The 14868-nt window shown below is 72.1% G+C and carries 10 protein-coding genes; 3 read left to right on the top strand and 7 right to left on the bottom strand.

What is annotated here, in order from left to right; genetic code table 11:
• Positions 1 to 414 precede the first annotated feature (414 nt).
• The 6 genes from dop to AB0K67_RS26525 all read right to left on the bottom strand — a co-directional run bounded on the left by dop (position 415) and on the right by AB0K67_RS26525 (position 9429).
• Entirely contained in the window at positions 415 to 1929 is a 1515-nt protein-coding gene (gene dop / locus AB0K67_RS26500) for a depupylase/deamidase Dop (RefSeq protein WP_364065384.1), read from the bottom strand.
• An 86-nt stretch (positions 1930 to 2015) separates the two neighbouring features.
• Positions 2016 to 3095, bottom strand: a complete 1080-nt coding sequence (locus tag AB0K67_RS26505) for an acyltransferase (RefSeq protein WP_364065386.1) — start codon at positions 3093 to 3095, stop codon at positions 2016 to 2018.
• A 66-nt stretch (positions 3096 to 3161) separates the two neighbouring features.
• Positions 3162 to 4190 (bottom strand): pyridoxal-phosphate dependent enzyme, encoded by a 1029-nt coding sequence (locus AB0K67_RS26510; protein WP_364065389.1) that lies wholly within the window; start codon positions 4188 to 4190, stop codon positions 3162 to 3164.
• A gap of 10 nt (positions 4191 to 4200) precedes the next feature.
• Entirely contained in the window at positions 4201 to 6459 is a 2259-nt protein-coding gene (gene hypF, locus AB0K67_RS26515; RefSeq protein ID WP_364065392.1) for a carbamoyltransferase HypF, read from the bottom strand.
• Between the two features lie 150 nt (positions 6460 to 6609).
• On the bottom strand, positions 6610 to 8373 hold the full coding sequence (gene arc / locus AB0K67_RS26520; RefSeq protein WP_364065395.1) for a proteasome ATPase: 1764 nt from the start codon (positions 8371 to 8373) through the stop codon (positions 6610 to 6612).
• 204 nt (positions 8374 to 8577) lie between these two features.
• Complete coding sequence (locus tag AB0K67_RS26525; RefSeq protein ID WP_364065398.1) at positions 8578 to 9429, bottom strand: tRNA (adenine-N1)-methyltransferase; 852 nt, start codon at positions 9427 to 9429, stop codon at positions 8578 to 8580.
• Positions 9430 to 9484: 55 nt separating this feature from the next.
• On the opposite strand from AB0K67_RS26525, the gene AB0K67_RS26530 reads away from it, so the two are divergent.
• From AB0K67_RS26530 to AB0K67_RS26540, 3 genes are all read left to right on the top strand, one after another.
• Positions 9485 to 10576 (top strand): GNAT family protein, encoded by a 1092-nt coding sequence (locus AB0K67_RS26530; protein WP_364065401.1) that lies wholly within the window; start codon positions 9485 to 9487, stop codon positions 10574 to 10576.
• Positions 10577 to 10849: 273 nt separating this feature from the next.
• Entirely contained in the window at positions 10850 to 11353 is a 504-nt protein-coding gene (locus tag AB0K67_RS26535; RefSeq protein ID WP_364065403.1) for a hypothetical protein, read from the top strand.
• 325 nt (positions 11354 to 11678) lie between these two features.
• The gene (locus AB0K67_RS26540) at positions 11679 to 12749 is read left to right on the top strand and encodes a sugar nucleotide-binding protein (RefSeq protein WP_364065405.1); all 1071 of its coding nucleotides are present in this window, start codon (positions 11679 to 11681) and stop codon (positions 12747 to 12749) included.
• 585 nt (positions 12750 to 13334) lie between these two features.
• Here AB0K67_RS26540 and AB0K67_RS26545 read toward each other — a convergent pair.
• Positions 13335 to 14828, bottom strand: coding sequence for an FHA domain-containing protein (locus tag AB0K67_RS26545; RefSeq protein ID WP_364065408.1), 1494 nt, complete (start codon positions 14826 to 14828; stop codon positions 13335 to 13337).
• Positions 14829 to 14868 lie beyond the last annotated feature (40 nt).

Raw genomic sequence — 14868 nt, forward strand, 5'->3', positions numbered from 1 at the left:
GGGCGGGCGCAGGCGCGCCTGCACGGGGCGATCGAGAGACGGCAGGAAGCGCACACGCGCCTGCAGAGGCCGGGCACGAGGTACGGGCCGAGCGGGTGCAGGGGCGGAACGCGACACGCGGCTGGGCAACACAGAGGCCGAGCGAGAGGTACGCCCAGAGCAGGGCACGGTCACGCCGGAACCGGCCTGCCGCGAGCACGGCCAGCGCGGCACGCCGACGATCCCCCGCTCGGGGAAGAGCGGACGGCTGTGAGCCCCCCAGTGGAGCGGGGCGGGCCGCAGCCCGGCAGAGCGGGGCGGGCCGCAGCCCGGTGAAGCGGCGCACGCCGCAACCCGGTGAAGCGGCGGACGCCGCAGCCCGAAGAAGCGGCACAGGCCGCAGCGATCATGAGGGGCGGCCGGCCCCGGGGTGCGTCACTCGCCGCCGGTGAGCGCCGAGACGAGGTCGGCGGCGGTGCGGCAGCGGTCGAAGAGCTCGCCGACGTGGGCCTTGGTGCCGCGCAGCGGTTCGAGGGTGGGTACGCGCTGGAGCGATTCGCGGCCGGGGATGTCGAAGATGACGGAGTCCCAGGAGGCGGCGGCCACGGATTCGCTGTATTGGCTGAGGCAGCGGCCGCGGAAGTAGGCGCGGGTGTCGGTGGGCGGGTGTTCGACGGCGCGCTGGACCTCTTCCTCGGTGACGAGGCGCTGCATGCGTCCGCGGGCGACGAGGCGGTTGTAGAGGCCGCGGTCGGGGCGGATGTCGCTGTACTGCAGGTCGACGAGCTGGAGCCTGGGGTGCGACCAGGGGAGGCCGTCGCGGCTGCGGTAGCCCTCGAGGAGTTCGAGTTTGGCGACCCAGTCGAGCTCGCGGGAGAGCTGCATGGGGTCTTCGGCGAGGCGGGTGAGCACGGACTCCCAGCGGTCGAGGACGTCCTTGTTCATCTCGTCCTGGGCGGTGCCGCGCTCTTCGACGTATTTGCGTGCCTGCTCAAGGTATTCCATCTGGAGCTGGACGGCGGTGAGCTTGCGGCCGTCGCGCATGGGGATCTCGTAGCGGCAGGTGGGGTCGTGTGAGACGGCGCGGAGTGCCTGGACGGGGTTTTCGACGGCGAGGTCGCGGGTGAGGAAGCCCTCTTCGATCATGGCGAGGACGAGGGCGGTGGTGCCGAGTTTCAGGTAGGTGCTGATCTCGGACATGTTGGCGTCGCCGATGATGACGTGGAGCCGCCGGTATTTCTCGGGGTCGGCGTGGGGTTCGTCGCGGGTGTTGATGATGGGCCGCTTGAGCGTGGTCTCCAGGCCGACTTCGACTTCGAAGAAGTCGGCGCGCTGGCTGATCTGGAAGCCTTCGCCGCGGGAGTCCTGGCCGATGCCGACTTTGCCGGCGCCGGTGACGACCTGGCGGGAGACGAAGAAGGGGGTGAGGTGGCGGACGATGTCGGCGAACGGGGTGGCGCGCCGCATGAGGTAGTTCTCGTGGCAGCCGTAGGAGGCGCCTTTGGCGTCGGTGTTGTTCTTGTAGAGCTGGATGGGCGCGTTGGAGGGGATGGCGGACGCGCGGGTGGCGGCGTCGTACATCACCCTCTCCCCCGCCTTGTCCCAGATGACGGCGGCCCTGGGGTTGGTGCATTCGGGCGAGCTGTACTCGGGGTGGGCGTGGTCGACGTAGAGCCTGGCGCCGTTGGTGAGGATGACGTTGGCCAGCCCGAGGTCCTCGTCGGTGAGCTGGGTGGGGTCGGCCACCTCCCTGGCCAGGTCGAAGCCGCGCGCGTCGCGCAGCGGGTTCTCCTCCTCGAAGTCCCATCGTGCCCTGCGCGCGCGGGCCGCCGAGGCGGCCAGGTAGGCGTTCACGACCTGTGAGGAGGTCACCATCGCGTTGGCGCCTGGCTGGCCGGGTACGGAGATGCCGTACTCGGTCTCGATGCCCATCACCCGACGCACCGTCATGCAACACCCTCTGTTCGTCCGGGTCTGTCTATCCGCCGTTTATATGCCCGAGCCTATGCCCTTCACAGTGCCCCAGGGTCACAGAGTTATGGCACCGACGCCTTTTCTACCTGTACGGCCGGAGCTGCTGGGGTTTGTGGGGTTCTGCGGGGCTTGAGTAGCCGCTGGATGGGGCGTTCGGCAAAGGAGTAGACGAGATACGACAGCACGACGGCGGCCAGGGTCGTCACCGTGGCGACGGCCCAGGGCGGCAGGTCCCCGGTGAGCACGGGGATGAGGGCCACCGCGATGACGCTATGGAAGAGGTAAAGCGGGTATGTCGTGCCGCCGAGCGCGGTGAGGATCTTGGAGGGCCGCAGCCGGAGGAGGCCGAGCGCGACGAGGGCCATCGCGAGGTAGATGAGGGTGATGGTGACGATGACGCTCGTGTCGGTGACGGGCATGTTCTTGAACCCGGCGAGGTCGATCCTGCTGTGCACGCGGCCGAGCGCGGCGGGCAGTGACAGGCCGTATCCGGCGAGTACGTAGAGCCACGGGAGCCAGGCGCTGCCGTGTTTGTGGATGAGGTAGAGGGCCATGCCGGCGATGAAGTAGGGGGCGTACTTCGGCATGACGATCTCGTCGAGCACGGGGTTCTCGAGGAGCCTGGCGGCGACGGTGGCGGCCAGCCAGAGGCCGGCGAAGATCAGGACGCGGCCGTAGGTGACGCCGGCGATGACGAGGATGGCGATGAGGAGGTAGAAGCGCAGCTCGGCCCAGAGCGACCAGTAGACGCCGCTGGCATCTGTGATCTTGAACAGGCGCTGGAACATGGTGGCGTTCACCAGGTACTCGCCTGGGGAAAGTTTTGGGTTCAGCGGCTTGGCGCCGGTGAGGGCGTACAGGGCGGCGATGGCGGCGAGGCTGAGCCAGTACGCGGGGTAGAGCCGCACGAGCCGGGAGCGGGCGAACGCGCCGAGCCCGCGTCCCCAGACGCTCATGAGGATGACGAATCCGCTGATGACGAAGAACAGCTCGACACCGAGGATGCCTAAGCCCGCGAAGGGGGCGAGCGCGGGGAACAGCTCGGCGGGGCGGTCTCCCCAGACGCTCGCGTAGGCGACGAGGTAGTGGAAGGCGACGACGGCCAGGGCGGCGAGGAAGCGCAGCAGGTCGAGTTCGGCCAACCGGCCGTTCCCCCGTGCGTGTCGTGACCGATTGGGTGCGTGCACGCCCCTTGGACGTCACATTGATCACTCTGGTTCCATCCGTCCCTCTGTTCCCACCAGCAACACGCGTGACGTGCCGTCGAGGGCGAGCGCGGCGCGGGCGGCAGAGCTGAGATGGAGCAGACCGGCGGCTCCTGCGGCGCCGCAGCCGGACAGGTGGACGCCGTGGCCGGCGAGCAGTCGTGCGGCCTGTTCGGCCTGCTCGTCGGTGACGGTGATGTAGAGGTCGGCGAGGGTGCGCAGGAGGTGGTGGGCGATGAGCGAGGGTTCGCGGCAGTCGAGCCGCCCGAGCGCGGTGCGGCTTGGGGGCAGCCGGACGGGTTCGCCCGCGCGGGCGCTTTCGAGCAGGCAGGCCGCGCTCTCGGGCTCGACGACGACGATCTTGGGCTGCTCGCCCCACCGGTCGCGTACGTATCCGGCCGCGGCGGCGGCCAGCCCGCCCACGCCGGCCTGGACGAACACGTGCGTGTACGGCCCGCCGGCGTCGGCGGCCTCGTCGAAGAGCACGCTGTAGCCGCGCATGACCTCCAGGGGGATCTCGGTGTAGCCGGGCCATGAGCTGTCGGACACCAGCCGCAGGCCGTGCCGCTCGGCGTCCCGGCGGGCGGCGGCCATGCTGTCGTCGTAGTCACGGCCGCTGCGGCGCACCTCGGCGCCGAGGCCGCGCAGCCGGTCAGCGAACGTCTCGGGCACGCTCTCGCTGAGGTGGACGACGCAGGGGACGCCTGCTTCGGCGGCGCCGGAGGCGACGGAGATGCCGTGGTTGCCGGCGCTGGCGCAGACGAACGGGGCGCCGCCGGGTTCGCGCTCGGCGAGCAGGTGCACCGCGTACGCGCCGCCGAGCGCTTTGAAGCTGCCGAGCCCCATCCGTCCGCTCTCGTCCTTGATGTCGGCGGCGAGGGCGCCGGCGAGGCCGGGGATGGCGCGCAGGGGTGTGGGCCGGTAGCGGGGGTGGCGGGCGATGCGGGCGCGGGCCTGCCGGGCGTGCCCGGCCCCGATGAGCGCGCGGTCGTGCGCGGTGTACGGGGCGCGGGCGGGGTTGGCGAATTCCATGATCGCCATGCTAGGCGGGGGCGGCCGGGTGGTCTCGGGCGGCGGCGACGGCGGCCTGGCCGAGGCTGAGCCCGCCGTCTCCCGGCGGCACGCGGACGTGCCGCAGGACGCGGAACCCGGCCGCGCGCAGCCGCTGAAGGGTGCGGTCGAGGAGCAGCGCGTTCTGGAAGAGCGCGCCGGTGAGTGCGACGGCGGTGAGCCCGGTGGCCTGCCTGAGCGCGACGCAGGTGCGGGTGACGGCGGCGGCGAGTCCGTTGTGGAAGCGGCCGGCGATGGCGGCGGTGGCGGTGCCGGCGGCGAGGTCGTCGGCGGCGGCGCGGACGAGGTCGGCGGTCTCGACGACGAGCGGTCCCTCACCGGTGGTGAGCGCCGCGGGATAGGCGGCGGTTTCGGCCGGATCGGCGTGCTGTTCGAGCTCGGCGGCGGCCTGCCCCTCGTAGGTGATGGTGTCGCGCAGGCCGAGCAGCGCGGCGAGCGCGTCGAACAGGTGGCCCGCGCTGGAGGTGAGCGGCGTCTCGCGGCCGGTGCCGGCCTGCTGGAGCGCTCCGGCGAGCCGGTCGCGCAGGCCCGGGTCGCAGGGGTGGTCGCCCAGGTAGGCGGCGGCCATGCGCAGGGGGCGGCGGGCGGCGGCGGGCCCGCCGGGCATGGGGACCTGGGCGAGGTGGGCCAGGCGCTGGTAGCCGGTGAGGTCGGCGCGCAGGAACTCGCCGCCCCAGATGGTGCCGTCGGGGCCGTGGCCGATCCCGTCGAGCACGACGCCGATGACGGGGCCGAGGTCGCCGTTGTCGGCCAGGCAGGCGGCGACGTGGGCGTGGTGGTGCTGGACGGCGACGTGGCCCGCGGCGGTGAGCTGGAGCGCGTGGCGGGTGGCGAGGTGGCCGGGGTGCGCGTCGTGGGCGACGATCTCGGGCCGGATGCCGAGCAGGTCGCAGTAGTGGCCGACGGCACTGGCGAAGGCGCGCAGGGTGTCGTGGTCGTCGAGGTGGCCGAGGCGCTGGGACAGGTGGGCACGGCGGCCGTCGAGCAGGCAGAAGGTGCTGTCGATGGTGGCGCCGCAGGCGAGGACGGCGCGGGGTGCGGGGCGGCGCAGCGCGATGGGGTCGGGGGCGTGGCCGCGGCCGCGGCGCAGCACGGTGATCTCGCCGGCGAGGGGGCGCAGGACGGTGTCGTCGGCGCGGGTGCAGATGGCGCGGTCGTGGGTGAGGAAGGCGTCGGCGATGCCGGACAGGCGGGTGAGGGCGTCGGCGTCCTCGTACGCGATGGGCTCTCCCGCGACGTCGCCGCCGGTAAGCGCGAGGGGCTCGCCGAGCTCGGCGAGCAGGAGGTGGTGCAGCGGCGTGGCGGGCAGCGCGATGCCGAGGATGCGGTGGCCGGGCGCGACGGAGGGCGCGACGGGCGCTCCGGGGCGGCGGGGCAGCAGCACGACGGGCCTGGCGGGGCCGGTGAGGAGGGCCGCGGCGGTGTCGTCGATCTCGCAGCAGCGGCGGGCCTGGGCGAGGCCGGCGGCCATGACGGTGAACGGCTGCTCGGCGCGGTGCTTGCGGCCGCGCAGGGCGGCGACGGCGGGTTCGCAGGCGGCGGCGCAGGCGAGGTGGTAGCCGCCGGGGCCTTTGACGGCGATGACGCGGCCGGTGCGCAGCAGCGCGGCGGCGCAGGTGACGGGGTCGCCGCACAGCTCGGTGCCGCGGGCGTCGCGCAGCTTGAGCGCGGGGCCGCAGGCGGGGCAGCAGGTGGCGGGGTCGCCGAAGCGGCGGCTGTCGGGGTCGTCGTGCTCGCGGGCGCAGTCGGCGCACATGGCGAAGGGGGCCATGGTGGTGTGCGGCCGTTTGCGGGGGCGGGCGCGGGTGATGCCCAGCCGGGGGCCGCAGTTCGCACAGCCGGTGAAGGGGTAGCGGTGGCGGCGGCTCGCCGGGTCGGCCAGCTCGCGCAGGCAGTCGTCGCAGGGGGCGAGGTCGGCGAGCGCGGCGGCGGTCCGGAGGGCTCCGGGGTCGGCGGTGGCGATGGTGAAGCCGCGGTGTCCTGCGGGTTCGCCGCTGACGACGGTGACCCGTTCGATCTCCGACAGGGCGGGCGCGTCGCGTTCGAGCGCGGTGAGGAACTCCTCGACGCCGGTACGGGCGCCCTCGATCTCGATGTGCACACCGTTCACGTCGTTGCGGACCCGGCCGGACAGGCCGAGGCGGCCGGCCAGCGAGCACACGAAGGGGCGGAAGCCCACTCCTTGGACGATGCCTTCGACGTGCACGTCGACGCGTTTGAGCGTGGTCACACGGCCAGTGTGCGCCTGCAGGGGGTGCCGTGCATGTGATCGGGCGTCCTCGGCGCGCCGCGCGGGGGACGCATCACGTCTTTACGGGACGTAGGGGAACGCGGCAGGGCCGCGCGGTGGTGTCCGCGCGGCCCTGCCGTCTGGAGACTTCTACAGGTACTGGCCGGTGTTGGCGACGGTGTCGATGGACCGGCCGGCTTCGGTGCCCTGCTTGCCGGAGACCAGCGTGCGGATGTAGACGATCCGCTCGCCCTTCTTGCCGGAGATGCGGGCCCAGTCGTCGGGGTTGGTGGTGTTGGGCAGGTCCTCGTTCTCGGAGAATTCGTCCACGCAGGCCGTGAGCAGGTGCTGCACGCGCAGGCCCTTCTGGCCGGTCTCGAGGTACTGCTTGATGGCCATCTTCTTGCCCCGGTCGACGATGTTCTGGATCATCGCGCCGGAGTTGAAGTCCTTGAAGTAGAGGACTTCCTTGTCGCCGTTGGCGTAGGTCACCTCGAGGAAGCGGTTCTCCTCGCTCTCGGCGTACATGCGCTCGACGACGCTCTGGATCATCCCCTGGATGGTGGCCTCGCGGGAACCGCCGTGCTCGGCCAGGTCGTCGGGGTGCAGCGGCAGGTCGGGGACGAGGTACTTCGAGAAGATGTCCTTGGCGGCCTCGGCGTCCGGCCGCTCGATCTTGATCTTGACGTCCAGGCGGCCGGGCCGCAGGATCGCCGGGTCGATCATGTCCTCGCGGTTGGACGCGCCGATGACGATGACGTTCTCCAGGCCCTCGACGCCGTCGATCTCCGACAGCAACTGGGGAACGATGGTGTTCTCGACGTCGGACGACACGCCGGAGCCTCGGGTGCGGAAGATCGAGTCCATCTCGTCGAAGAACACGATCACCGGGGTGCCCTCTGAGGCCTTCTCACGTGCCCGCTGGAAGACCAGGCGGATGTGCCGCTCGGTCTCGCCGACGTACTTGTTGAGCAGCTCCGGGCCCTTGATGTTGAGGAAGAAGCTCTTGCCGGACTGGCCGGTCTTCTCCGCGACCTGCTTGGCCAGGGAGTTGGCGACGGCCTTGGCGATGAGCGTCTTGCCGCATCCGGGCGGGCCGTACAGCAGCACGCCCTTCGGGGGACGGAGCTTGTGCTCGCGGAACAGCTCGGAGTGCAGGTAGGGCAGCTCGATGGCGTCCCTGATCTGCTCGATCTGCCGGCCGAGGCCGCCGATCTCCTCGTAGGAGATGTCGGGGACCTCTTCGAGCACGAGCTCTTCGACTTCGGACTTGGGTATGCGCTCGTAGACGTAACCCGAGCGAGGCTCCAGCAGGAGCGAGTCGCCGGCCCTGATGGGCTGGCCGATGAGCGAGTCGGCCAGCCGCACGACGCGCTCTTCGTCGGCGTGCGAGATGACCAGGGCCCGCTTGCCCTCGTCGAGCAGTTCTTTGAGCATCACGATCTCGCCGACCTCTTCGTAGCCGAGTGCTTCGACCACGTTGAGCGCCTCGTTGAGCATGACCTCCTGGCCACGCCGCAGCTGGCTGATGTCGACGGACGGGCTGACGTTCACCCGGAGCTTGCGGCCCCCGGTGAACACCTCGATCGTGCCGTCTTCTCTGGCCTCGAGGAAGGTGCCGAAGCCGGATGGCGGCTGCGCCAGCCGGTCGACCTCCTCCTTGAGAGCGACGATCTGGTCCCGGGCCTCCTTGAGTGTGGCGACCAGGCGCTCGTTCTGGCCTGTCACGGCCGCGAGATTCGCCTGTGCCTCATGGAGACGCTCTTCGAGGACCCTGGCCTGACGGGGTGACTCGGCCAGCTTCCGCCTCAGCGCGGCGATCTCCTCTTGGAGGAAGGAGACCTGTGTTGAAAGATCAGCGACCTCCCGTTCGCGCTGCGCGGCTCGAGCCTCAGCATCATCGCGAGCTGCCACGCCCCGTCACCTCCTTCCCAGTCGAGGGCGACTACTTAGGACCTTACCTATCTCGGGCCCCTCCGTAACCTGGCCGGGCAGTGTTCGTAGAGTGACAATCAGTATTCGGTGAATAATCCCCAATAGGGCGTTTAATACTCCCAGCATAGGAACACGGCGATCTGTTCCCGTGTCACGCACCGGCGCACCCTCGTGGCCAAATTGTCATAGTTCCTCGGTCGTCCCCTTCGGTCGGCGGCGGCGCGGCGGCGGGGTCACGCCGTCGGCCATGCGGCGGGCGGTGACGAGGAACCCGGTGTGTCCGATCATGCGGTGATCGGGTCGTACGGCGAGTCCTTCGACGTGCCAGTCGCGAACCAGGGTCTCCCACGCATGCGGCTCGGTGAAACACCCGTGATCGCGAATGGCCTCGACCACTTTGGACATCTGCGTGGTCGTGGCGACGTAGCAGCAGATCACGCCGCCCGGCGTGAGCGCCTTGGCGGCGGCGTCGAGGCACTCCCACGGGGCGAGCATGTCGAGGATGACGCGGTCGACGTCGGCCTCGTCGATGGAGTCCGCCAGGTCGCCCACCACCAGGCGCCAGTTGTCCTCCATGGGGCCGCCGAAGAACTTCTCGACGTTCTTGCGCGCCACGCCGGCGAAGTCCTCGCGCCGCTCGTACGAGGTGACGCGGCCCTCGGGGCCGACCGCGCGCAGCAGGAAGCATGTCAGCGCGCCCGAGCCGACGCCGGCCTCGATGACCCTGGCGCCGGGGAAGATGTCGGCCATGCCGACGATCATCGAGGCGTCCTTGGGGTAGATCACGGCCGCGCCGCGCGGCATGGCGAGCGTGTAGTCCTGCAGCAGGTGGCGGAAGGCGAGGTATTGGGTGCCGCCGGAGGAACGCACCACGGAGCCTTCCGGCTGTCCGATCAGATCGCTGTGCGGGATGGCGCCCTTGTGCGTGTGGAAGACGCCGTCCTCTTTGAGCGTGATCGTGTGGCGCTTGTTCTTGGGGTCGGTGAGCTGCACCTGATCCCCCACCTGGAAAGGCCCATGCCTGCGGAAACCCATGGCGGCAAGGTTATAGGGCTTTCGGGGGCGTCAGGACGCACGATATCTATGGGGGATGCTCCCTCGCGATGTGATCTCCGCCGGCCCGCTGATCCTGCGTCCTCCCGTGGAGGCGGACGCGCCCGCGATCGCCGAGGCCTGCGGCGACGCGGTCACCGCGCGGTTCCTGCCGGGGCTGCCGTGGCCGTACTCGGTGGAGGAGGCCCGCGAGGAGATCAAGCGGGCGGCGATGCGCTGGGAGGACGGCGGCGCCGCCTTCGCGATCACGCGCGACGGCCGGTACGCGGGCGCCGTCTGGGTGAGCCCGCCCGACCACTGGGAGACGGCCGAGCTGGGCTTCCTGGTGGCGCCGTGGGCGCGCGGTGAGGGCGTGGCGGCGACGGCGGCGCGGGCGGTGACCGACTGGCTGTTCGACCGCTGGGTGCGCAGGGTCGAGCTGCAGGCCGAGGTGGAGAACGTCGCGGCGCTGCTGGCGGCCTGCCGTGCCGGGTTCGTCGAGGAGGGGCGGCGGCGCGACGCCGTGCGGCTGCGCGACGGCCGCTGGGCCGACCTGGTGACGTTCGCCAGGCTCCGGGGCGAGGCGGGCGCGCGCACGGAGCCGTACCTGCCGTTCTTCCCCGGCGGCGAGCTGAGCGACGGCGTGGTGCGGCTCGCGCCGCTGACCGTCGAGGACGCGGGCGACTTCCACCGGATGATGGCCGAGCCGAGCGTGGCCGCGTACTCGGTGAGCCCGCCCCGGTCGCTGGAGGACGACGAGCGGCGCTGCCGCTACACCGGCTACTGGTGGGTGTCGGGGCAGCGCATCGAGCTGGCGATCAGGGACGCCGCCTCCGACGCCTTCGCGGGGCATCTGCAGCTCATGGAGGTCGCGCCTCCTTTGGGACAGGCGATGATCGGCTACTCGCTGCTGCCGGGCTTCCGCGGGCGCGGGTTCATGACACGGGCCGTACGGCTGCTGGTGGACTGGGCGTTCGCCGCCACGCCGCTGCACCGGATCGTGGCCGGGACCGACGCCGGCAACCTCGCCTCGCAGGCGGTGCTGGAACGTGCCGGGTTCCAGCGGGAGGGGCTGCACCGGGAGCTGCTGCCGCGCCCGGACGGCACGCGGGGCGACGACGTGCACTGGGCGGTCCTGCGCTCCTCCTGAGGGGTCTTGCCTGCCCTCCCAGGGGCCGGAAGAGGAGTTCGGAGCCGGCCGGAGGGATAGCGGCGAGGCCGGGGCGGCCTGAGGGCCTTTCCGTTTTGGGGACGTATGGTGCAGTTGCGGCAGGAAAGGCGTTAAGAGCGGGCAAAAATCCCGATTTCCTCTTGAGGGCTGGCCAAGTGCCGCATCGAGGGCGATAGTCAGGGAACCCCGCGGGCGAGTTTCGCGAACGGGCTGCGCGATCTCGCCCACTCCCCGCCTCGAGGGAGCACCGCGATGCCATACAACCGTGTCGATATCGCCGTGCGTGAGCTCATCACCGTGTTCTCCGGCGTGGAGCTCACCGACCTGATCGATCGGCTGGCGCGCGCCGCCGCCGCGGTCGCGGGCGCCGCGTACGCCGGGTTCGTCCGCGTGGACCCGCTGCGGGAGGAGGCGTGCTGCGTCCACGTGCACGGCCCGCCCGGCGATCCGCTGCGCCTGCGGCCGTGGCTGCACGAGTCGGGGGTGCTGAAGGAGCTGGCCGTCTCGGCGGCGGCCCTCCGGCTCTCTGCGGACCGGTCGGTGGGCGAGCCCGGTTTCCTGGCCGCGTCCGTGCCGGCGTCGGCGTGCGATCACGCCTTCGTGTGGGTCGCGGGACGGGAGTTCTCCGACGCGGACGAGCACCTGCTGAGCCGGTACGCCACCGCCGCCGGGAGGGCTCTGGAGGCGGCCAGCGGGATGGAGGCGGCGGTGCGGCTGTTACGCGGCGTACGGGCCTTCCGGCCGTCTCCGCGCTGATCCCGGCGGCGCTCTTGGGGACAGGCCGGATCACCGGATGCGGACGGCCGGTTCTCAGGCGCTTTTCCCCGGAAAAGCAGTCGTCAATCGCATTCAGCCGACGAAAGATCTTCGATTTCTACCGGGCACGCAGATACATGTGAATTGCCGGGAGCGCGGAATTCGGCGGCCGATTCTTCCCTCCCCCCGCGACCGCCGGATCCCCGTCCGCGCCCGGGGATCCGGCCCTCCCGGCCCGCCCCTCGCAAGGGCACGGCTCCGCCGGAGGGACGCGCGCCGCCCCGAGAGCCTGCTGGGCACTTGAGCGGCTGTAGCGTGGCCGTCCATGAGGGTGCTCATCGTGGGTGGCAGCGGTCTTCTCGGCGGCGAGCTGGTACGGCTCTGCGCCGCCCAGGGCCACACGGTGGCCGCGACCCGCTTCTCATCGCCACCCGGCCCCGGCACGCCCCGCACGAACGGGCCCGCGCAGGACGTACGCCCGGGAAGCGACGGCCCGGGCCCAGAGCCGGTCACGGCGGACGGGCGCCCGGTGACCGGCGGGCCGAGCCCGGCGCCGGGAGCGGCAGCGACAGGCGGACCTGCGCCGGGTGAGCGGCTCGGGCCTGACCTGCGGACGCGGCCGAGCCCGACGACCGTGGCCGGTGGGCCGAGCCCGGCGCCGGGAGCGGCAAGCGGATGCGGGACGTGTGAGTGGTTTCGGCTGGACGTGCGGTCGCGGGCGGCTGTGCCGGCCGTGATCGGTGGCTTCCGTCCCGATGTGACGATCAATGTGGCGTACCGGTCGGGCGACTGGGCGACCACGGCGGACGGCGCGGCGAACGTGGCGGCCGCCGTCGCCGCCTCGGGTGGCCGCTTGGTGCACGTCTCCAGTGACGCCGTCTTCTCGGGCGACGCGCCCTCCTACGACGAGACGTGCCTGCCCGACCCGGTCAACCCGTACGGGGCGGCCAAGGCGGCGGCCGAGACGGCCGTGCGGGCCCTGGTGCCCGGGGCGGCGATCGTCAGGACGTCCCTGATCGTCGGTCACGGCGCCTCGGCGCACGAGGCCTTCGTACGCTCGCTGGCGACCGGCTCGGCCACGGGCGTGCTGTTCACGGACGACGTACGGTGTCCCGTCCACGTCTCGGACCTGGCGGCGGCGCTGCTGGAGATCGCCGAGCGGGGCCTGCCCGGCGTGCACCACGCGGCCGGGGACCAGGCTCTGAGCCGCTACGAGCTGGGCCTGCTCATCGCCCGCAGGGACGGCCTCGACGAGAAGCGCCTGCGCCCGGGGCTACGCGCCGCCGGCGGAGTGCGCGGGCCGCTGGAGGTCCGCCTGGACTGCTCGGCGACCCGCCGCAGGCTCCACACCCGCCTCCGCCCCGCCTCCGAGTTCCTGGCCCCCGGCCACTCCTGACCCGTCGCCATCGCCCGCCCAGGCACGTGCACAGGGCCTGGGGGATGCCCTCATGGCCGGGTGCCGGGCACACCGCCCGCTCCTCTCATCCGCAGCACGACGCTCCGGCCTCCGCTAACCGGCGTCCGGTCCGTCGCAGATGCCGCCGGCGAAAGCCCTGGATTTCGTGTCACGGGGCGCGAGCGTCCGTGCGGTCTTCCCGGAGAGCGGGACCCTGCACACCGCACACATTCGAGGGTGCGGCGCGTCACGGGGTGCCGGGTCTGCAGCGGCGGCCCCGCGGACGTGGGCGTCCGCGCCGGCCACCCCCGAGACCATTCAAGATCAGCGCGGCGGCCCCGCGGGCGTGGGCGTCCGTGTGCCGCGCGGGTGCGGGCCTGCTCGATCTTGCTGCTCGAAGAGCCGCCTCACGTCCCTCCGCGGCCGAAGGGCGACGTTCGATGCGCCGGGCGACGCCGGGTGACCTCGTGCCCTGCGCAAACCTAAGACCCCGTGCAGAGCGCGGACGCCCGCGTCCGGCGCTCAGTGCGCTGGACGCGGGCGTTCAGCGCTCAGTGCGCTGGACGCGGGCGTTCGCGACGAGAGCTAGCCCCGGTGCGCCTCGAAGCGGAGCGTCCGGGAGACGCCCACCCGCACGGTGGTGCCGGGGGCGATGGTAACGGGCTCGTTCGGCGGGATGTCGTAGAAGTTGGGGTCGCCGGGCGGCTGGATCTGGGTGCCGTTGACGGAGCCCAGGTCCACCAGGTTGACGTCCCAGCCGTCGAGGGCGACGCGCAGGTGGCGCCGGGAGACCGAGCCGTCGGGGCTGGTCACCTTGGCGGGCCTGGCGCTGCCGCCGGCCACCTCGGGCGCGCGCTCGGGGTCGCGGCCGAGCAGGTAGTCGGTCTCGAGGGGCAGCGTGGTGCCGTCGTCGAGGATGAGGACGCCGAGCGAGGGGCGCGGGCCCTTATAGGGGACGAGCGTGCGCTGCACGAGGGCGATGCCGCAGACCGCGCAGTAGGGCGAGCGCGGGTCGTTGAAGTGGTCGTTCTTGCAGTCGACGCCGTAGACCATGGGCCGGTCGCCGTGCTCGGGCTGCTCCTGCTGCTGCGGAGGCTGGCCGGGCTGGTCGTAGGGGTCGGGGGTGCCCAGCACGGGCGGCGCCGGCTGGTCGAAGTGGTCGGGCGGGCCCATGGGCTGGGGCACCGGGTGGTCGCCTGAGCCGTTGCCCGAGGCGGGCTGCGGTTCGTCGAAGGTGGGGAACTGCTGCTGCTCGGGCTGGGGCGGCTGCTGCTCCTGAGCCGGCTGGAAAGGCGGCTCGGGCGGCGTGAGGTAGGCCGGCTGCTCCTGCTGGTAGCCGGAGTCCTGCTGCTGGTAGGCGGGCTCGGGCTGGAACGGGGGCTGCTCGGCGGGCGCGGGCTGCGGGCCCGACGGCGGGCCGGGCGTGACCGGCGGCTGGTCGGCCAGCGGGTAGGGGGGCCGCTGCTCGGCAGGCTGCGGCTGGGGCTGCTCGGCCGGCTGCTGGGCGGGCGGCTGGGCGGGCGGCTGAATGAGGTCGGGCTCCATGTGGAGGCCGGTGGCGGGCATCTCGCTGGTCAGCATCCTGGCCGGGGCGGCCTGCCGCGGCTGGTCGGTGAGGTCGCCGATGATGCCGCCGCCGTGGACGACACCGCCGTCGAAGCGGACGGCGGGGTGAGGACCGCCCGCGCCGGGCAGGCTGAGCTCGACGCGCTCGACCGGGCCGTTGACGAGGCGGTCGGCCCAGGTCAGGCTGTCGCTGCCGGCCAGGCGCGTCTCGCCTGCCTGGGTGGTGACGGTGGCGGATGCGGATCCGCTGACGAGGACGGCGACGCCGTCGCCGACCGGTCCCGCGACCGCGCAGGTGGCGGGGTCGCCCGCCATGTCGGCCGCCAGGACCTGCGCGGCGCGGCGCGCCAGCGCGCGGCCGTCGCCGCCGGACTCGGCGGTCTCGCGAAGCGCTTCGATCAGCGCGTCGGCGGCGGATTCTCCCGAGTCGCACACCAGCAGCAGCCCGCCCATGTAGGCGACGAGCCCGTTTCCAGGAAGCGGACGCACCACTCCGAATCCATGGTCGGTCATGCGTCCTCCCTCAAGACGACCGTGCTGCGCTCATTGGTGC

Origin of the sequence: Nonomuraea sp. NPDC052634 (genome assembly GCF_040678535.1) — a bacterium.
GTDB classification, from domain to species: Bacteria; Actinomycetota; Actinomycetes; order Streptosporangiales; family Streptosporangiaceae; genus Nonomuraea; species Nonomuraea fastidiosa.

Coding starts and splice junctions, on each gene's coding strand:
- AB0K67_RS26540 (WP_364065405.1), top strand. CDS start 11,679: ATGAGGGTGCTCATCGTGGGTGGCAGCGGTCTTCTCGGCGGCGAGCTG.
- dop (WP_364065384.1), bottom strand. CDS start 1,929: ATGACGGTGCGTCGGGTGATGGGCATCGAGACCGAGTACGGCATCTCC.
- AB0K67_RS26530 (WP_364065401.1), top strand. CDS start 9,485: ATGCTCCCTCGCGATGTGATCTCCGCCGGCCCGCTGATCCTGCGTCCT.
- AB0K67_RS26525 (WP_364065398.1), bottom strand. CDS start 9,429: ATGGGTTTCCGCAGGCATGGGCCTTTCCAGGTGGGGGATCAGGTGCAG.
- AB0K67_RS26535 (WP_364065403.1), top strand. CDS start 10,850: ATGCCATACAACCGTGTCGATATCGCCGTGCGTGAGCTCATCACCGTG.
- AB0K67_RS26545 (WP_364065408.1), bottom strand. CDS start 14,828: ATGACCGACCATGGATTCGGAGTGGTGCGTCCGCTTCCTGGAAACGGG.
- AB0K67_RS26510 (WP_364065389.1), bottom strand. CDS start 4,190: ATGGAATTCGCCAACCCCGCCCGCGCCCCGTACACCGCGCACGACCGC.